We start from the raw sequence: 16,060 nt of genomic DNA on the forward strand, positions 1-16,060 counted from the left end.
TTTTTTTTGATTGACATTTTTGTCCAGTATGATATACTTAACTGGTAAAGGAAATGACGAGATATGAAAAAAAATACCCAAGATGTTAGTCAGCAAATTGATGTCTTATTCACGAAAATCATGCAACTGGCTGAAAATAAGCAGGAAGTGTTATTGGGCAAGTGTGAGTCTGATGCGGGCCTGACCAATACACAAGAACATATTTTAATGTTACTCCTGCATGAAAAACTAACCAATGCTAAATTGGCTGAGAGACTCAATATTTCTCCAGCTGCAGTAACTAAGGCCTTGAAAAAATTGCAGCAGTTACAGTTGACGCACTCTGAGAAATCAACCTCGGATGAACGGATCGTCCTTTGGCGCCTGTCTCAAACAGGTTTGCCAATTGCACAAGAACATGCGCATCATCATCAAGCGACGCTTGAAACCTATGCGAGTATTGCTGACGCATTTTCAGAAAACGAGCAGCAAATCATCGCAAGATTTCTGGAAAAATTGGAAAAGGAGTTTTAGTGGATTACATTAAAGTAAAAAATCTAAGCTTCGTTTACGATGCGGAACCCGTCTTGGAAAATGTCGCCTTTCGGATTAGCTCTGGCGAGTTTGTCACTTTGACAGGGGAAAATGGTGCAGCCAAATCAACACTCGTCAAAGCTACCTTAGGCATCATCAAGCCTAAGACAGGTGAGATCACGATAGCCAAGCAAAACATTAAAGGCAAGAAACTGAGAATTTCTTACCTCCCGCAACAGATTGCGAGTTTTAATGCTGGCTTTCCAAGTACAGTCAAAGAATTTGTGACTAGCGGTCGTTTTCCAAGAAACGGATGGTTCAAACGTATCTCGCAGCACGATCTAGAACATGTGGAAAAATCCCTGCGATCTGTTGGCATGTGGGAGCAGCGCGATAAACGGATGGGTGCCCTTTCTGGTGGTCAAAAACAACGTGTCGCTATTGCTAGAATGTTTGCCAGTGATCCGGATCTATTTATCTTAGATGAGCCAACGACTGGGATGGATGACGTTAGTCGTTCGGAATTTTATCGGTTGATGAGTCATGCTGCCCATAAACACGGCAAAGCGGTTTTGATGATCACGCACGATGCAGAGGATGTCAAAGCCTTCTCTGATCGCAATATCCACCTTGCCCGTAAGCAAAATACCCATTGGCGTTGTTTTAGTGTTCATGAAGATATGACTGAACAAAATCAGGATCAAAATCAAGATCAAGATCAAGATCAAGATCAAGATGCCTTGAGACATCAGGAGGTGAGCAGTGTTTAGTCTCTTTCAATATGAATTTATGCAACGGGCCTTCTTTGCGATTGTTGCCATGTCGTTATTTGCACCACTTTTAGGTGTCTTTCTAGTGCTACGCCGACAAAGTTTGATGAGTGATACGCTCAGCCACGTCTCATTAGCAGGTGTCGCTTTTGGCTTATTCATCGGGATCTCGCCAAATGTTTCAACGATAATCGTGGTCATTTTGGCGGCAATCCTCCTTGAGTATCTGCGGACCCTCTACAGAAACTTTCTGGAAGTTGCGACAGCTATTTTAATGAGCTTAGGTCTATCTTTAGCCTTGATTTTTGCGAATACAGGCCGTGGCAAAGGCATCAATCTCGATCAGTATCTCTTTGGCTCGATTGTGACTGTTTCTCAAACCCAAGTCATCTTGTTAGCCATTCTAGCGGTTGTGGTTTTAGTTGTCTTTGTCCTCTTCATGCGGCCTATGTATGTGATGACCTTTGACGAAGATACAGCATTCGTTGATGGCCTGCCCGTCCGACTCATGTCAACTCTCTTTAATGTCGTCACAGGTATCGCCATCGCCTTGATGATCCCAGTCGCAGGCGCCCTCCTAGTCTCAGCTATTATGGTCATGCCAGCATCCATTGCCATGCGGGTCGGTCTGACCTTCAAGCGTGTCCTTGCGCTGTCTGTTATCATCGGTTTCATCGGTATGCTAGCAGGTTTGGTGATTTCCTACGAAAGTGGTGCACCAGCCAGTGCCACCATCACTCTCGTCTTCGTCGGTGTCTTTATCCTGACGTTAGCTATCAGCAAAATCAAAGTAATGCTCAAATAAAAATCGTTACAGCTTAGTCTGTAACGATTTTTTTTCATGATGCGTTCAAATGACTCAGAAGTAGCTGTCACGCGAATTATTTCTTGGGTAAATGGGTGTCTGAGTTCGAGATGTTTCGCGTGTAACATAAGACGTGAGGCTTTGCGCCCTCTGTACACAGCATCGCCTAGAATGGCATGGTCTAGACTGCTGAGGTGGACGCGGATTTGATGCGTGCGCCCGGTTTCAAGCTGACACTGGACCAAGGTTTCAGTTGCCAAACGTTTCAAAACAAGGACATGCGTCACCGCACGTTGGCCACCACGTGAGACCACGACTCGCCGTTTTTTATCATGGCGGTCAGTCCCGATAGGTTGGTCGATTATCATCTTATCTTGTTTGACCTGACCAGCACACAAGGCTTGATAAGTCCGGTGAATTTGGCGCTCTCGCAACATGTGGTCTAAAATAGGTAGAACAAAAGGATTTTTAGCAAATAAGACGGCACCAGAAGTCTCAAAATCTAGCCGGTGAACGACATAGACAGTTTGATTACAAGCAGCTGCGACATGATTTTGCAAGGCAATCTCATTTGCGTCGTTCCCGTGTGTTTTCATATTTTCGGGTTTATTGGCAATGACCAGATGTTCATCTTCATACAAAATTAAAGATCTCCCTAAAATTTGATCGCCAAAGGATAATGATTTAGCGGGAAAGTCTTCAGAATCAAATATCACAGTGATCTGATCGTCACCTTCAACCTGATGAGAAAAGTTAGCGATATCACCATTGATAAGAAGGTGGCGCTTAGTCCTTAGAAAATGGCGTTGCTTTTTAGGCACAAGCCACTCATTTATTAAAAGTGCCTCTACCGACATCTCCTTTAGGTCGGTAGGTAGTTTGATCGTGAATTTCATGTAGCTATTATACCAAAAATAGACGCTACTATTTTAAAATTTCTCTCAATTAGTATAAAAAAATCGAGACACGTTTCATTTTCCTTGGTTTATTGCTTGACTATCGCCTTTCTTTAAGGTCCGCTAACTAAAATATGGTAGAATAGAGCTATGACAGAAAACGAATTGAAGAAATCGAGTTTAAGTCGATCGCAAAAAAATGCTGATCCGGAATTAGATAGAAAAGCAAAAACAAAAAAAAGACAATTGATTCCTGCGCCCATTAAGCGCTTTTGGAAACGTTATAATTTGACCAAAATTACGATTGCTTTGGTCCTTTTCTTGGTGCTATCGATTGCGAGTTATCTCCTTTTTCTCGCCAAAACAGCTGATGTTGAAACGCTCAAGCAATCAATGGAAGCACGGACGGAAATCATTGATAAAAACGGGCAATCTGCAGGTGCTATGTATGGTCAAAAAGGAACAACGGTCAAATTTGATGAGATTTCAGATAATGTCAAAAATGCTGTGATTGCAACAGAAGACAGAACTTTCTATGATAATAATGGTATCAACTTTAAGCGGACGCTTTTAGCTGTCGTGACGCTAGGTAAATTTGGCGGTGGCTCAACCATCACGCAGCAGTTAGCTAAAAATGCTTTCTTAACCCAAAAGCAAACGGTCGATCGTAAGGCTAAGGAATTGTTCCTAGCCCTTGAAATCAATAAAAAATACGATAAAAAAGACATTTTAACCATGTACCTGAATAATTCTTACTTTGGGAATGGGATTTGGGGTATTCAAGATGCCAGCATGAAATACTATGGCAAGTCTGCTAAGGAATTGTCTGTTGAAGAAGCGGCGACCCTTGCGGGGATTCTCAAATGGCCTGAGGTCTATAATCCGCTGTATAAGGAAGGTAAGTTTGCCAAGGATCGCAGGGATACGGTCCTACAAAATATGGTTAACGCAGGGTTTATTAAGCAAGCGGACGCCGAAGCGAACATGCAAATCGGAATTACTAGCAATCTAGCAGATGCCTATGTTGGTAAAGATGACGATTATAATTATCCGAGCTATTTTGATGCGGTGATTCAGGAAGCAATCAATGTCTATGGCTTAACTGAGCACGATATTTTAAATAATGGCTATAAAATCTACACCGGTCTGGATCAAAATATGCAGACAGGGATGCAGACGACTTATGCCAATACCTACCAATTTCCAGTCGCTGCTGATGGTGTTAGTGCCCAGTCTGCATCTGTCGCCATTAATCCTAGCACAGGTGAAGTGGAAGCGCTGATTGGGCGCGTACCAACAGTGGACAATGATAGTTTCCGTGGTTTTAACTTTGCGACACAATCTGGTCGTAGCCCAGGCTCAACGATTAAACCTTTGGTTGTTTATACGCCAGCGGTTGAAGCGGGATGGTCGATCAATAAGACGGTCCACGATGAGCCGATGAATTATGATGGTTGGCAGCCGCTCAATGCTGATCGGCAGTGGCATGGCAATATGCCAATGTATCAGGCACTTGCTAATTCCTATAATATTCCGGCGATCAATACCTTTAAGGCTATAGGTATTAAAACCGGTATAGCAAAAGGTAAACAATTCGGGCTTAACTTGACGGATAAAAATGACACCTTATCGACGGCGCTAGGTGCTGGTGTTGAGACAAACCCTTGGCAGATGGCGCAAGCCTATGCGACTTTTGCCAATGATGGCATTATGAACGAAGCGCATCTGATCAAAAAAATTGTTAGTGCAACGGGTGCGACCATTGCGACTGCGAAAGTTAAATCAACGCGTGTGATTGATAGTCAAACGGCGCAAAAAATGACATCTATGATGTTAGGGACTTATACCAATGGGACAGGGATTTATGCAGCGCCTTATGGGTATACACTGGCAGGAAAAACAGGAACGAATGAGGATATCGACCAATGGGTTATCGGTTACACGCCTGATGTTGTGATGACACTCTGGTTAGGCTATGAAAATCCTGAGAGCGAATTGCACAGATTGGATGGAACATCCGCAGGGACAGCATCGGAAATATTCAGAACGATGGCTAGTACCATCTTGCCTTATACCAATAATACGCAGTTCAAAGAAGAGAATGCCTATAGTTTGGCAGGACTAGACCCTGTTACAACAGCATCAGAGGATCCAGCTACCAATGATGTTGTTGAAGACGCTAAGAGTAAAGCTAAGGATATTACGGAAAAGGCAAAAGCTTTCACAGATAAAGCCGGTAAAAAAGCTAAAGAAGTTGGCGATAACATCTGGGACCGTGTTAAGTCATGGTTTGACTAATTCGCTATATTTTGGTAGAATAATAAACTGGAGATAATTAGATGATTAAAAAAGCAAGCTTAGCTTGTACGGTCTGTGGATCGCGCAACTATTCGATAACTGTCAGCTCAAACGGACGCGATAAACGTCTCGAAGTGAACAAATTCTGCAAAACGTGTGGAAAATATACCCTGCATAAGGAGACTAGATAATGTTTAAATTTATCAATTCAATTGTTGCCGAAATGCGCCTTGTCACATGGCCAACGCGCTCAGAAGCGGTAAAAGACTTTGGTATGGTCATTCAGTACTCAATATTCTTCATGGTATTCATCATGATTTTTGACTGGTTGATCAAAAGCGGTGTCACACAAGCCGTTAAATTATTGGTACCAATGATCAAATAATATGGTATAATATGGGAAAAGGGCGGAAAGCCTTTTTCTTGTACTAAAAAGATACTCAGAATTGTCTATTTACTATTTATAAGGAGAACGAGCATGTCAGACGCATTCGAAGAAAACATTGAACAAGCAGCTGCTGAGGAACAAGTTGTCAACTTTGACCAAGGGTGGTTTGTGATTCAAACCTACTCTGGTTATGAAAACAAAGTGAAGGAAAACTTGCTTGAACGCGCGCAAACTTACAATATGACGGATAACATCTTGCGCATTGAGATTCCGACAGAAACTGTTGATAAAGAAGTCAATGGTAAGCGTAAAGAAGTTGAAGAAAACCTTTTCCCGGGTTATGTCTTAGTTGAGATGAACATGACGGATGAAGCTTGGTTTGTCGTACGTAATACGCCTAACGTAACAGGTTTCGTTGGTTCCCATGGTAACCGGTCAAAACCAACGCCTTTATTTGAAGAAGAAATTCAAGAAATCCTTCAAGGTATGGGCAAAGTCGTTCGTGAAATTACCTTTGATATCCATGTAGGCAAACGTGTCAAAATTATTGACGGTGCTTTCTCTGGATTTGAAGGACCGATCACAGAAGTCAATGGTGACAAAGTGAAAGTAACGGTTGACATGTTTGGGCGTGAAACACCGGTTGAACTTGATCTTCAACAAATTGATGAAATCACTTACTGATTAACGCCTAGAAGATCGACTAAAAACTTCCGAAATTTGGAAGTTTTTTTGAAATATTCTGATAATTATGCTACAATATGACTAACTGAAATGCCAATCATGAGGAGCCGAAAATGACTTTAATCTACCAATCAACGCGTGATAAAACCAATCAAGTAACCGCTAGTCAAGCTATTCTACAAGGGCTTGCGACTGACGGAGGTCTTTACGTGCCAACTGAAGTACCAAATGTTGCTTTGGATTTTGAGACACTTAAGAATGCAAGCTACCAAGAAGTGGCAACACTTGTTCTATCAGCTTTTCTAGATGATTTTACAGCTGAAGAGATTGCTTATTGCGTCGAAAATGCCTACGATAGTAAATTTGATGATGCAGCTATTGCACCACTTGTTAAGCTGGATGGTCAATATAATTTAGAGTTGTTCCATGGTAATACGATTGCCTTCAAGGATATGGCACTTTCTATCTTGCCTTACCTTATGACAACAGCTGCTAAGAAACACGGTGTTGATCGTGAAATTGTCATTTTGACGGCGACCTCTGGTGATACTGGGAAAGCTGCCATGGCAGGTTTTGCTGATGTGCCTGGGACGAAAATCGTTGTTTTCTATCCGAAAGATGGTGTCTCAAAAATTCAGGAACATCAAATGACGACTCAGGTGGGTGAAAACGTTAAGGTCATCGCTATTGATGGTAACTTTGACAATGCCCAAACCAATGTCAAAGCCATGTTTAACAATGAAGCCTTGCGCGATAAAATGCTGGCTAACGGCAAACAATTTTCAAGTGCCAATTCGATGAATATTGGTCGTCTTGTACCACAAATTGCCTACTACGTTTATGCTTATGCGCAACTTGTTAATTCGGGTGCGATTAAAAATGGTGCTGGCATCAATTTCACAGTACCGACAGGTAATTTCGGGAATATCCTAGCGGGTTACTATGCCAAACAAATTGGTTTGCCAGTAGGTAAGCTCATCTGTGCCTCAAATGAAAATAATGTCCTGACTGATTTCTTCCGAACAGGGACTTATGATAAAAATCGAGACTTCTTTGTGACGAGTTCACCCTCAATGGATATCTTGGTTTCGTCTAATCTGGAACGGTTGATTTTCCATTTAACAGGGGATAGCGATGCCGCAACATCAGAATTGATGACGAGTCTCAATACAACAGGCACCTATAAAATCACGGATGAGATGTTGGCAGAACTTAACGGCTTTTATGCAGATTTTGCGGATGAAGCTGAAATCTCTGCTCAGATCGCAGCGACTTTTGAAGGTGATCACTATGTTGAAGATCCACATACAGCGGTTGCGAGTGCGGTATACAAAAAATACCTTGCTGAAACGCAAGATACAACACCAACTGTTATTGTCTCGACAGCTAGTCCTTATAAGTTTCCAAAAGTTGTTGTCGAAAGTCTAACGACATTGACCGGGCAAGAAGATGACTTTGATTTGGTTAAAAAGCTAGAGGAGATTTCAGGCACACCGCTACCGAAAGCTGTTTCGGATCTCTTTGGTGCACCGGTTTTACACGATACGGTCATTCCAGCAACTGACATGCGAGCAGCAGTTGAAGCGTATTTAGTACTTGGTTAATAAAATGTCTATTATTATATAGAAGAAAGACCCCAGATGACGATCTAGGGTCTTTCTTCTATATAATAGATGTTTATTTTTGTTTCAACAAATCGCGGATTTCTTTCAATGTTTCGACTTCTTCGTTGATAGCAGCAACTTCTTCGGCTTCTTCTGTCTTGTTAGCGGCAAACAATTTGTTAACTGTTTTAATGATAACGAAGATCACAAATGCTGTAATCAAGAAGTTCAAGACATCATTTAAGAACTTACCATAGGCGAATGTTGCATTGCCTAATTTGAAGCTGAGCTGTGCAAGTGCACCGTCTTGGACGAAAATTCCGATGAGCGGGTTGATGAGATTATCCACTAATGATTTGACAATAGCGGTGAAAGCACCCCCAATAATGACACCGACAGCTAGGTCAAGGACATTGCCTCGCAGAATAAATGCTTTAAATTCTTTTAACACGACGTTTCCTCCTAAAATAATATAGTCTAATTATATCATAACCACTGTAGGAAAGGGATGTGTGAAGCCTTCGAGAAAAAAATAGATGAAAAGCTTGCAAATGGTCAAGCTTTCTGTTATCATGGATAAGTACTGCGTAAAGCGTAGTATGTAGCTGTGAAGCGAGAGGTTGTGATACACCCGGAGGCGTTGCCACGCATCCTGTATTAGTTTTCTCGTGGAGCTAGCCTATTCTAAGAAATAGACGAGAGGAGAAAAAATGGCAAACAAAAAAATCCGCATTCGTTTGAAAGCGTACGAACATGGTATTCTTGATCAAGCGGCTGAAAAAATCGTAGAAACTGCGAAACGTACTGACGCATCTGTAGCAGGTCCAATCCCGCTTCCAACAGACCGTTCAGTTTACACAATCATCCGTGCGACTCATAAATACAAAGACTCACGCGAACAATTCGAAATGCGTACACACAAACGTTTGATCGACATCATTAACCCAACACAAAAAACTGTTGACGGCTTGATGAAACTCGACTTACCAAGTGGTGTCAACATCGAAATTAAATTATAAGGAAAGGAACTCTAATGACAAAAGGAATCTTAGGGAAAAAAGTGGGAATGACCCAAATTTTCACCGAAACTGGCGAATTAATCCCAGTAACTGTCATTGAAGCTGCAGCTAATGTTGTACTTCAAGTCAAAACAGTCGCAACTGATGGCTACGAAGCTGTTCAAGTTGGTTTTGATGACAAACGTGAAGTTTTGAGTAACAAACCTGCCAAAGGCCATGTTGCAAAAGCAAACACTGCTCCTAAGCGCTTCATTCGTGAATTCAAGAACATTGAAGGCTTGGAAGTGGGCGCTGAATTGACAGTAGAACAATTTGAAGCTGGAGATGTTGTTGACGTCACTGGTACGACTAAAGGTAAAGGTTTCCAAGGGGTTATTAAACGCCACGGACAATCACGCGGGCCAATGGCTCACGGTTCACGTTACCACCGTCGTCCAGGGTCAATGGGTCCTGTTGCACCTAACCGTGTATTCAAAAATAAACACCTTGCAGGTCGCATGGGTGGCAACCGCGTAACAGTTCAAAACCTCGTTATCGTACAAGTTGTCCCTGAAAAAAATGTTATCCTCGTTAAAGGTAATGTCCCAGGTGCTAAGAAATCACTTATCACAGTAAAATCAGCTATTAAAGCTAAATAATAAGGAAAGGAGATAAGTTAAAAATGACTAACGTATCATTATTTAAACAAGACGGATCGCAAGCTGGCGATATCACATTGAACGATGCAGTCTTTGGTATTGAACCAAACGAATCTGTAGTCTTCGACGTAATCCTAAGCCAACGTGCTAGCCTTCGTCAAGGTACTCACGCAGTTAAAAACCGTTCAGCAGTACGCGGTGGTGGTAAAAAACCATGGCGTCAAAAAGGAACTGGTCGTGCACGTCAAGGTTCTATCCGCTCACCACAATGGCGTGGTGGTGGCGTAGTCTTCGGACCAACACCACGTTCTTACGGTTACAAATTGCCACAAAAAGTTCGTCAACTTGCACTTAAATCAGTTTACTCTGAAAAAGTTGCAGAAAACAAACTTGTGGCAGTTGATGCGCTGAACTTCGACGCACCAAAAACTGCAGAATTTGTAAAAGTTCTTGAAGCACTTGCCATTGAACGTAAAGTTCTTGTCATCTTCGAAAACGAAGGAAATAAATTCGCTGAATTGTCTGCACGTAACATTCCAAATGTTCAAGTCACAACTGCTAACTCAGCATCTGTTCTTGATATCGTAAACAACGATAAAATTTTGGTGACACAAGCAGCTCTATCTCAAATTGAGGAGGTTCTTGCATAATGTCATTGTACGACGTAATCAAAAAACCAATCATCACTGAAAGCTCTATGCTTGCAATGGATGAAAAGAAATATACCTTTGAAGTTGACGGGCGTGCCCACAAACTTCTTATCAAACAAGCTGTTGAAGCTGCGTTTGAAGGGGTTAAAGTTGCTTCTGTTAACACTGTCAATGTGAAACCTAAAGCTAAACGCGTAGGTAAATACACAGGTTACACAAACAAAGTGAAGAAAGCTATCGTGACCCTGACGGCTGATTCTAAAAACATTGAAATTTTCGGGGAATAAGAAAGGAGTAATCAGTGGGTATTAAAGTATACAAACCGACGACCAACGGTCGCCGTAACATGACAAGCCTTGACTTTGCTGAAATTACGACTAACAAACCTGAGAAATCATTGTTGGTATCACTTAAAAGTAAAGCAGGCCGTAACAACAACGGACGCATCACTGTACGTCACCAAGGTGGCGGACACAAACGTCATTACCGTGTGATCGACTTTAAACGTAATCACGATGACGTCGTTGCTAAAGTTGCGACTATCGAATACGATCCAAACCGTTCAGCAAACATCGCTTTGGTTGTTTATGCTGATGGTATTAAAACATACATCCTTGCACCTAAAGGTCTTGTTGTTGGTCAAACAATCGTTTCTGGCCCAACAGCCGACATCAAAACTGGTAACGCTTTGCCACTTGCAAACATTCCAGTAGGTACATTGATTCACAACATCGAATTGAAACCTGGTAAAGGTGGACAATTGGTACGTTCAGCTGGTGCATCTGCACAAGTACTTGGTCAAGAAGGTAAATACACACTTGTGCGTTTACAATCTGGTGAAGTTCGCATGATTCTTTCAACTGCACGTGCAACAATCGGTGTTGTCGGTAATGGTGAGCACAGTCTTGTCAATATCGGTAAAGCTGGTCGTAACCGTTGGAAGGGTATCCGTCCGACAGTCCGCGGTTCAGTAATGAACCCGAACGATCACCCACACGGTGGTGGTGAAGGTAAACAACCAGTTGGTCGTAAATCTCCATCTACACCATGGGGCAAACCAGCGCTTGGTCTTAAAACACGTAATAAGAAAGCTAGATCTAGCAAACTTATCGTTCGTCGTAAAAACCAAAAATAATCTATCCGCCAGCTCCGGCTTTGCACCGGCAGTGGTTCTAATACAAGTCGTTCAAATATTTAGTTTGAATCACTAAAAATTAAAGGAGAAACCATAACACATGGGACGCAGTCTTAAAAAAGGCCCTTTCGTCGATGATCATTTGATGAAAAAGGTTGTTGCTCAAGAAGGCAACGAAAAGAAAACAGTTATTAAAACTTGGTCACGTCGTTCTACGATCTTCCCTAACTTCATCGGTTACACGATTGCAGTTTATGATGGTCGCAAACACGTGCCAGTATATATCCAAGAAGACATGGTAGGACACAAATTGGGCGAATTCGCACCAACACGTACTTACCGTGGCCACGCAGCAGACGATAAAAAGACACGTCGTTAATTTATAGAGGAGGAAAAAAATGGCAGAAATTACTTCAGCTAAAGCAACTGCTCGTACAGTCCGCGTTTCACCTCGTAAATCACGTCTTGTAATCGACTTGATTCGTGGAAAAAACGTTGCAGATGCTATCGCAACACTTAAATTCACACCGACTAAAGCAGCAAATGAGATTGAGAATGTTTTGAACTCTGCAATCGCAAACGCTGAAAACAACTTTGGTCTTGAAAAAGCAAACCTTTTCGTTTCTGAAGCCTACATCAATGAAGGTCCAACAATGAAACGTTTCCGTCCACGGGCTAAAGGTTCAGCTTCACCAATTAACAAACGCACAAGCCACATCACTGTGGTTGTGACAGAAAAATAAGGAGGTAAAATCGTGGGTCAAAAAGTACATCCTATTGGAATGCGTGTCGGAATCATTCGTGACTGGGACGCAAAATGGTATGCTGAAAAAGAATACGCAAGTTACCTCCATGAGGACCTTGCAATCCGTAAACTTGTTCAAACTAAACTTGCGGATGCTTCAGTTTCAACTATCGAAACTGAACGTGCTGTTAACAAAGTCATCGTGACTTTGCACACAGCAAAACCAGGTATGGTGATCGGTAAATCAGGCGCTAGCGTTGATGCACTTCGTGCAGAATTAAACGCTTTGACTGGTAAACAAGTTCACATCAACATCGTTGAAATCAAAAAACCTGACCTTGATGCTCACCTTGTAGGTGAAGGTATCGCGCGTCAACTTGAACAACGTGTGGCTTTCCGTCGTGCTCAAAAACAAGCAATCCAACGTACAATGCGTGCTGGTGCCAAAGGTATCAAAACACAAGTATCTGGTCGTTTGAATGGTGCAGACATCGCCCGTGCTGAAGGTTATTCAGAAGGAACTGTGCCATTGCACACACTCCGTGCTGATATCGACTACGCATGGGAAGAAGCAGATACAACTTATGGTAAACTTGGCGTTAAAGTTTGGATTTACCGTGGTGAAATCTTGCCAACTAAAAAATCAGTGAAAGGAGACAAATAATGTTAGTACCTAAACGTGTGAAACACCGCCGCGAATTCCGTGGTAAAATGCGTGGGGAAGCTAAAGGCGGCAAAGAAGTCGCATTTGGTGAATTTGGTCTCCAAGCAACAACTTCTCACTGGATCACAAACCGTCAAATCGAGGCAGCTCGTATTGCCATGACACGTTACATGAAACGTGGTGGTAAAGTTTGGATCAAAATCTTCCCTCATAAATCATATACTGCAAAAGCTATCGGGGTCCGTATGGGTTCTGGTAAAGGGGCACCTGAAGGTTGGGTTTCTCCAGTTAAACGCGGTAAAGTAATGTTCGAAATCGCTGGCGTTTCAGAAGAAGTCGCTCGCGAAGCATTACGTCTTGCATCACACAAACTTCCTGTTAAAACTAAGTTTGTAAAACGTGCTGAGGAGGAAACAAATGAAGCTTAATGAAGTAAAATCACTTTTGACAGAACTTCGTGGTCTTTCAGCTGAAGAACTCGCAACACGCGAACAAGATTTGAAAAAAGAATTGTTCGACTTGCGTTTCCAAGCAGCTGCTGGTCAGCTTGAAAACACTGTCCGCCTCAACGAAGTTAAGAAAACAATTGCTCGCGTGAAAACTGTTCAACGCGAAGCGAAATAATAGATAGGGAGAAACCTTTAAAATGGAACGTAATCAACGTAAAGTTTATCAAGGCCGCGTGGTTTCTGACAAAATGGACAAAACCATTACTGTTGTCATCGAAACAAAACGTAACCACCCTGTCTATGGTAAACGTATTAACTACTCTAAAAAATTGAAAGCTCACGACGAAAACAACTCAGCTAAAACTGGTGATATCGTTCGCGTGATGGAAACTCGTCCTTTGTCTAAAGACAAACGTTTCCGTCTTGTTGAAATCGTTGAAGAAGCAGTCATCATCTAACATTCTAAAAGGAGGAATTTGCTGTGATTCAATCAGAATCTCGTTTGAAAGTTGCTGATAACAGCGGTGCCAAAGAAATTCTTGCTATCAAAGTCCTAGGTGGCTCTGGTCGTAAATTTGCTGGTATCGGTGATGTTATTGTTGCATCTGTAAAATCTGCAGCTCCTGGCGGAGTTGTTAAAAAAGGTGAAGTTGTCAAAGCGGTTATCGTGCGTACTAAATCAGGCGCACGCCGTACAGACGGTTCATACATCAAGTTCGACGAAAACGCTGCTGTTATCATCAAAGATGACAAAACGCCTCGTGGAACACGTATCTTTGGCCCAGTTGCTCGCGAATTGCGTGAAGGTAACTTCATGAAAATCGTGTCATTGGCACCAGAAGTACTTTAAGCTTTAAACTTAGGTTTAAAACTTAAGCCAACAAAACACAAACACAGTCCCCTTATACATTAAGGGTGTCGCAAGATGCGACGTAAGAAAATTAGGAGAAAATTCAAATGTTTGTAAAAACAGGTGATACTGTCAAAGTCATCGCAGGCAAAAGCCGCGGTTTGACTGGTAAAGTCATTAAAGCTTTGCCAAAAGCTAACAAAGTCGTTGTTGAAGGTGCTAACATGATCAAAAAACACCAAAAACCAAACAACGAAAATCCAAACGGTGCGATTCTTGAACTAGAAGCGCCTATCCATGTGTCAAACGTACAAGTACTTGACAAAAATGGTGTAGCTGGCCGTGTTGGTTATAAAGTTGAAGGCGACAAAAAAGTGCGTTACAACAAAAAATCTGGCGAAATCCTAGATTAATAGACACGGAAAGGAGAATATAATGACTAATCGTTTGAAAGAAAAATACACTAACGAAGTAATCCCAGCGTTGACTGAAAAATTCAACTACACATCTGTTATGGCTGTGCCAAAAGTTGACAAAATCGTCCTCAACATGGGTGTTGGTGATGCAGTAAACAACTCAAAAAACCTTGATAAAGCAGTTGCTGAATTGGCTTTAATCTCTGGTCAAAAACCATTGATCACTAAAGCTAAGAAATCAATTGCTGGTTTCCGTTTGCGTGAAGGCGTTGCGATCGGAGCGAAAGTAACACTCCGTGGCGAACGTATGTACGAATTTCTTGATAAATTGGTATCTGTCTCTCTTCCACGTGTCCGTGACTTCCATGGTGTCTCAAACAAAGCGTTTGACGGCCGCGGTAACTACACGCTAGGTGTGAAAGAACAGCTCATCTTCCCAGAAATTACGTATGATAACGTAGATAAAGTCCGTGGTTTGGATGTTGTTATTGTAACAACAGCTAACACTGACGAAGAATCACGTGAATTGCTTGCTAAACTTGGCATGCCTTTCGCTAAATAATATAGGAGGTAAATATCTTGGCTAAAAAATCAATGATTGCAAAGAACAAACGTCCAGCGAAGTTCACAACGCAAGCGTACACACGTTGCGAAAAATGTGGTCGTCCACATTCAGTATACCGTAAATTCCAACTTTGCCGTATTTGCTTCCGTGAATTGGCATATAAAGGGCAAATCCCAGGCGTTAAAAAAGCATCTTGGTAATTTTTGACGCTGTCTGCTTCGTTGGTGTTCAGCTCACAACCGCAAGGTTGCGTCGTTTCCACCGCCTCGCAGACAACGCCAAAAACTTTACTTGGCATTTGCTTGTAAAGGCCTTGCTTTTTGAATGATGGGCTTAGGTTTCCTAAGTTGCTGAATTATGGTATTTATAAATCTGCTAGTTTTGTTGCTAGTGGAGTCGTTAATGAACAAGTGATGTTCGCATCAAACTATTCATAATAGGAGAAAAATTAAAATGGTAATGACAGATCCAATCGCAGATTTCCTCACTCGTATTCGTAACGCTAACATGCGTAAATTCGAAGTCGTTGAAGCACCTGCATCAAAAATCAAACGCGATATCGCAAACATCCTCAAAACTGAAGGTTACGTTAAAGACGTAGAATTCATTGAAGATGACAAACAAGGTATCATCCGTGTTTTCCTTAAATACGGTAAAGATGGCGAAAAAGTTATCACTAACTTGAAACGTATCTCTAAACCTGGTTTGCGTGTTTACGTGAAATCTGGTGAAGTACCTAAAGTCCTTAACGGTCTTGGTACTGCTGTGATTTCTACTTCTGAAGGTGTTGTGACTGATAAAACAGCTCGCGCTAAAAACATCGGCGGCGAAGTTCTCGCTTACGTTTGGTAAGAATTGTTTTTCAATTCTATCTGCAACTGGAAACTCGCTAGATTCTCTAGCGAAACCCGTGAAAACTGTTAAGCAATGGTGTGAGCCATTGCTTAACTGACAATTTAACAGGAGACAAA

26 protein-coding genes are annotated in these 16,060 nt (G+C 41.9%); 24 read left to right on the forward strand and 2 right to left on the reverse strand.

Features of this window, described 5'->3' with window-relative positions; translation table 11 throughout:
- Positions 1 to 63 precede the first annotated feature (63 nt).
- The 3 genes from LRA01S_RS03895 to LRA01S_RS03905 are packed head-to-tail and all read left to right on the forward strand — an operon-like array spanning position 64 to position 2,088.
- Positions 64 to 513: a zinc-dependent MarR family transcriptional regulator gene (locus LRA01S_RS03895; protein WP_061774324.1), complete on the forward strand. Its 450-nt coding sequence runs from the start codon at positions 64 to 66 to the stop codon at positions 511 to 513.
- Entirely contained in the window at positions 513 to 1,283 is a 771-nt protein-coding gene (locus tag LRA01S_RS03900; protein ID WP_061774325.1) for a metal ABC transporter ATP-binding protein, read from the forward strand. The genes LRA01S_RS03895 and LRA01S_RS03900 overlap by 1 nt, the downstream gene beginning before the upstream one ends.
- Positions 1,276 to 2,088 (forward strand): metal ABC transporter permease, encoded by an 813-nt coding sequence (locus LRA01S_RS03905; RefSeq protein ID WP_061774326.1) that lies wholly within the window; start codon positions 1,276 to 1,278, stop codon positions 2,086 to 2,088. The genes LRA01S_RS03900 and LRA01S_RS03905 overlap by 8 nt, the downstream gene beginning before the upstream one ends.
- Here the strand turns inward: LRA01S_RS03905 and LRA01S_RS10745 are convergent.
- Positions 1,986 to 2,984, reverse strand: a complete 999-nt coding sequence (locus LRA01S_RS10745) for an RluA family pseudouridine synthase (RefSeq protein WP_082785377.1) — start codon at positions 2,982 to 2,984, stop codon at positions 1,986 to 1,988. The two genes, LRA01S_RS03905 and LRA01S_RS10745, sit on opposite strands and share 103 nt — an antisense overlap.
- 150 nt (positions 2,985 to 3,134) lie before the next feature.
- Between LRA01S_RS10745 and LRA01S_RS03910 the strand changes: the two genes are divergently transcribed.
- The 5 genes from LRA01S_RS03910 to thrC all read left to right on the forward strand — a co-directional run bounded on the left by LRA01S_RS03910 (position 3,135) and on the right by thrC (position 7,958).
- Positions 3,135 to 5,282 (forward strand): transglycosylase domain-containing protein, encoded by a 2,148-nt coding sequence (locus LRA01S_RS03910; RefSeq protein ID WP_061774327.1) that lies wholly within the window; start codon positions 3,135 to 3,137, stop codon positions 5,280 to 5,282.
- A gap of 41 nt (positions 5,283 to 5,323) precedes the next feature.
- Positions 5,324 to 5,473 carry a 50S ribosomal protein L33 gene (gene rpmG, locus LRA01S_RS10750; protein ID WP_072353644.1) on the forward strand — a complete coding sequence of 50 codons (150 nt, stop codon included), beginning with the start codon at positions 5,324 to 5,326 and terminating at the stop codon, positions 5,471 to 5,473.
- A complete protein-coding gene (gene secE, locus LRA01S_RS03915; RefSeq protein ID WP_061774328.1) occupies positions 5,473 to 5,667 on the forward strand; it encodes a preprotein translocase subunit SecE in 195 nt (64 codons plus the stop codon). Before rpmG ends, secE begins: the two co-directional genes overlap by 1 nt.
- A 93-nt stretch (positions 5,668 to 5,760) precedes the next feature.
- On the forward strand, positions 5,761 to 6,354 hold the full coding sequence (nusG, locus tag LRA01S_RS03920) for a transcription termination/antitermination protein NusG (protein ID WP_061774329.1): 594 nt from the start codon (positions 5,761 to 5,763) through the stop codon (positions 6,352 to 6,354).
- 113 nt (positions 6,355 to 6,467) lie between these two features.
- The gene (gene thrC / locus LRA01S_RS03925) at positions 6,468 to 7,958 is read left to right on the forward strand and encodes a threonine synthase (protein ID WP_061774330.1); all 1,491 of its coding nucleotides are present in this window, start codon (positions 6,468 to 6,470) and stop codon (positions 7,956 to 7,958) included.
- Positions 7,959 to 8,031: 73 nt separating this feature from the next.
- Here the strand turns inward: thrC and mscL are convergent, their stop codons facing one another.
- On the reverse strand, positions 8,032 to 8,409 hold the full coding sequence (gene mscL, locus LRA01S_RS03930; protein ID WP_061774331.1) for a large-conductance mechanosensitive channel protein MscL: 378 nt from the start codon (positions 8,407 to 8,409) through the stop codon (positions 8,032 to 8,034).
- Between the two features lie 259 nt (positions 8,410 to 8,668).
- Between mscL and rpsJ the strand changes: the two genes are divergently transcribed.
- The 16 genes from rpsJ (at position 8,669) to rpsH (ending at position 15,941) form a co-directional block, all read left to right on the forward strand.
- Positions 8,669 to 8,977 carry a 30S ribosomal protein S10 gene (rpsJ, locus tag LRA01S_RS03935; protein WP_003138102.1) on the forward strand — a complete coding sequence of 103 codons (309 nt, stop codon included), beginning with the start codon at positions 8,669 to 8,671 and terminating at the stop codon, positions 8,975 to 8,977.
- Between the two features lie 14 nt (positions 8,978 to 8,991).
- A complete protein-coding gene (gene rplC / locus LRA01S_RS03940) occupies positions 8,992 to 9,615 on the forward strand; it encodes a 50S ribosomal protein L3 (protein ID WP_003138100.1) in 624 nt (207 codons plus the stop codon).
- Positions 9,616 to 9,638: 23 nt separating this feature from the next.
- The gene (gene rplD, locus LRA01S_RS03945) at positions 9,639 to 10,265 is read left to right on the forward strand and encodes a 50S ribosomal protein L4 (protein ID WP_031366994.1); all 627 of its coding nucleotides are present in this window, start codon (positions 9,639 to 9,641) and stop codon (positions 10,263 to 10,265) included.
- On the forward strand, positions 10,265 to 10,552 hold the full coding sequence (locus LRA01S_RS03950) for a 50S ribosomal protein L23 (protein WP_003138097.1): 288 nt from the start codon (positions 10,265 to 10,267) through the stop codon (positions 10,550 to 10,552). The genes rplD and LRA01S_RS03950 overlap by 1 nt, the downstream gene beginning before the upstream one ends.
- Before the next feature lie 14 nt (positions 10,553 to 10,566).
- Positions 10,567 to 11,400: a 50S ribosomal protein L2 gene (gene rplB / locus LRA01S_RS03955; RefSeq protein ID WP_003138096.1), complete on the forward strand. Its 834-nt coding sequence runs from the start codon at positions 10,567 to 10,569 to the stop codon at positions 11,398 to 11,400.
- A gap of 100 nt (positions 11,401 to 11,500) precedes the next feature.
- Complete coding sequence (gene rpsS, locus LRA01S_RS03960) at positions 11,501 to 11,779, forward strand: 30S ribosomal protein S19 (RefSeq protein ID WP_003138095.1); 279 nt, start codon at positions 11,501 to 11,503, stop codon at positions 11,777 to 11,779.
- 19 nt (positions 11,780 to 11,798) lie between these two features.
- Entirely contained in the window at positions 11,799 to 12,143 is a 345-nt protein-coding gene (gene rplV, locus LRA01S_RS03965; protein WP_003138094.1) for a 50S ribosomal protein L22, read from the forward strand.
- Positions 12,144 to 12,155: 12 nt separating this feature from the next.
- The gene (gene rpsC, locus LRA01S_RS03970; protein WP_003138093.1) at positions 12,156 to 12,809 is read left to right on the forward strand and encodes a 30S ribosomal protein S3; all 654 of its coding nucleotides are present in this window, start codon (positions 12,156 to 12,158) and stop codon (positions 12,807 to 12,809) included.
- Complete coding sequence (gene rplP / locus LRA01S_RS03975) at positions 12,809 to 13,237, forward strand: 50S ribosomal protein L16 (protein ID WP_003138092.1); 429 nt, start codon at positions 12,809 to 12,811, stop codon at positions 13,235 to 13,237. Before rpsC ends, rplP begins: the two co-directional genes overlap by 1 nt.
- The gene (gene rpmC, locus LRA01S_RS03980) at positions 13,227 to 13,433 is read left to right on the forward strand and encodes a 50S ribosomal protein L29 (RefSeq protein ID WP_003138091.1); all 207 of its coding nucleotides are present in this window, start codon (positions 13,227 to 13,229) and stop codon (positions 13,431 to 13,433) included. The genes rplP and rpmC overlap by 11 nt, the downstream gene beginning before the upstream one ends.
- A gap of 22 nt (positions 13,434 to 13,455) precedes the next feature.
- Complete coding sequence (gene rpsQ, locus LRA01S_RS03985) at positions 13,456 to 13,716, forward strand: 30S ribosomal protein S17 (RefSeq protein ID WP_003138090.1); 261 nt, start codon at positions 13,456 to 13,458, stop codon at positions 13,714 to 13,716.
- A gap of 23 nt (positions 13,717 to 13,739) precedes the next feature.
- A complete protein-coding gene (gene rplN, locus LRA01S_RS03990) occupies positions 13,740 to 14,108 on the forward strand; it encodes a 50S ribosomal protein L14 (RefSeq protein ID WP_003138089.1) in 369 nt (122 codons plus the stop codon).
- A gap of 107 nt (positions 14,109 to 14,215) precedes the next feature.
- Positions 14,216 to 14,521 carry a 50S ribosomal protein L24 gene (gene rplX / locus LRA01S_RS03995; RefSeq protein WP_003138088.1) on the forward strand — a complete coding sequence of 102 codons (306 nt, stop codon included), beginning with the start codon at positions 14,216 to 14,218 and terminating at the stop codon, positions 14,519 to 14,521.
- Between the two features lie 22 nt (positions 14,522 to 14,543).
- Positions 14,544 to 15,086, forward strand: coding sequence for a 50S ribosomal protein L5 (gene rplE, locus LRA01S_RS04000; RefSeq protein WP_061774332.1), 543 nt, complete (start codon positions 14,544 to 14,546; stop codon positions 15,084 to 15,086).
- Between the two features lie 17 nt (positions 15,087 to 15,103).
- Complete coding sequence (locus LRA01S_RS04005; protein WP_031366996.1) at positions 15,104 to 15,289, forward strand: type Z 30S ribosomal protein S14; 186 nt, start codon at positions 15,104 to 15,106, stop codon at positions 15,287 to 15,289.
- Positions 15,290 to 15,542: 253 nt separating this feature from the next.
- A complete protein-coding gene (gene rpsH / locus LRA01S_RS04010; protein ID WP_061774333.1) occupies positions 15,543 to 15,941 on the forward strand; it encodes a 30S ribosomal protein S8 in 399 nt (132 codons plus the stop codon).
- Positions 15,942 to 16,060: the final 119 nt, after the last annotated feature.

Source organism: Pseudolactococcus raffinolactis NBRC 100932 (assembly GCF_001591765.1).
Lineage (GTDB): Bacteria > Bacillota > Bacilli > Lactobacillales > Streptococcaceae > Pseudolactococcus > Pseudolactococcus raffinolactis.

What these genes read in the sequence shown, in the direction of transcription:
- LRA01S_RS03950 (WP_003138097.1), top strand. Translation starts at nt 10,265, where the DNA reads ATGTCATTGTACGACGTAATCAAAAAACCAATCATCACTGAAAGCTCT.
- rpsQ (WP_003138090.1), top strand. Translation starts at nt 13,456, where the DNA reads ATGGAACGTAATCAACGTAAAGTTTATCAAGGCCGCGTGGTTTCTGAC.
- secE (WP_061774328.1), top strand. Translation starts at nt 5,473, where the DNA reads ATGTTTAAATTTATCAATTCAATTGTTGCCGAAATGCGCCTTGTCACA.
- rpmC (WP_003138091.1), top strand. Translation starts at nt 13,227, where the DNA reads ATGAAGCTTAATGAAGTAAAATCACTTTTGACAGAACTTCGTGGTCTT.
- rplC (WP_003138100.1), top strand. Translation starts at nt 8,992, where the DNA reads ATGACAAAAGGAATCTTAGGGAAAAAAGTGGGAATGACCCAAATTTTC.
- rpsS (WP_003138095.1), top strand. Translation starts at nt 11,501, where the DNA reads ATGGGACGCAGTCTTAAAAAAGGCCCTTTCGTCGATGATCATTTGATG.
- rplD (WP_031366994.1), top strand. Translation starts at nt 9,639, where the DNA reads ATGACTAACGTATCATTATTTAAACAAGACGGATCGCAAGCTGGCGAT.
- thrC (WP_061774330.1), top strand. Translation starts at nt 6,468, where the DNA reads ATGACTTTAATCTACCAATCAACGCGTGATAAAACCAATCAAGTAACC.
- LRA01S_RS03895 (WP_061774324.1), top strand. Translation starts at nt 64, where the DNA reads ATGAAAAAAAATACCCAAGATGTTAGTCAGCAAATTGATGTCTTATTC.
- rplX (WP_003138088.1), top strand. Translation starts at nt 14,216, where the DNA reads ATGTTTGTAAAAACAGGTGATACTGTCAAAGTCATCGCAGGCAAAAGC.
- rplV (WP_003138094.1), top strand. Translation starts at nt 11,799, where the DNA reads ATGGCAGAAATTACTTCAGCTAAAGCAACTGCTCGTACAGTCCGCGTT.
- rplP (WP_003138092.1), top strand. Translation starts at nt 12,809, where the DNA reads ATGTTAGTACCTAAACGTGTGAAACACCGCCGCGAATTCCGTGGTAAA.
- LRA01S_RS10745 (WP_082785377.1), bottom strand. Translation starts at nt 2,984, where the DNA reads ATGAAATTCACGATCAAACTACCTACCGACCTAAAGGAGATGTCGGTA.
- rplE (WP_061774332.1), top strand. Translation starts at nt 14,544, where the DNA reads ATGACTAATCGTTTGAAAGAAAAATACACTAACGAAGTAATCCCAGCG.
- LRA01S_RS03910 (WP_061774327.1), top strand. Translation starts at nt 3,135, where the DNA reads ATGACAGAAAACGAATTGAAGAAATCGAGTTTAAGTCGATCGCAAAAA.
- rpsH (WP_061774333.1), top strand. Translation starts at nt 15,543, where the DNA reads ATGGTAATGACAGATCCAATCGCAGATTTCCTCACTCGTATTCGTAAC.
- rpmG (WP_072353644.1), top strand. Translation starts at nt 5,324, where the DNA reads ATGATTAAAAAAGCAAGCTTAGCTTGTACGGTCTGTGGATCGCGCAAC.
- rpsJ (WP_003138102.1), top strand. Translation starts at nt 8,669, where the DNA reads ATGGCAAACAAAAAAATCCGCATTCGTTTGAAAGCGTACGAACATGGT.
- nusG (WP_061774329.1), top strand. Translation starts at nt 5,761, where the DNA reads ATGTCAGACGCATTCGAAGAAAACATTGAACAAGCAGCTGCTGAGGAA.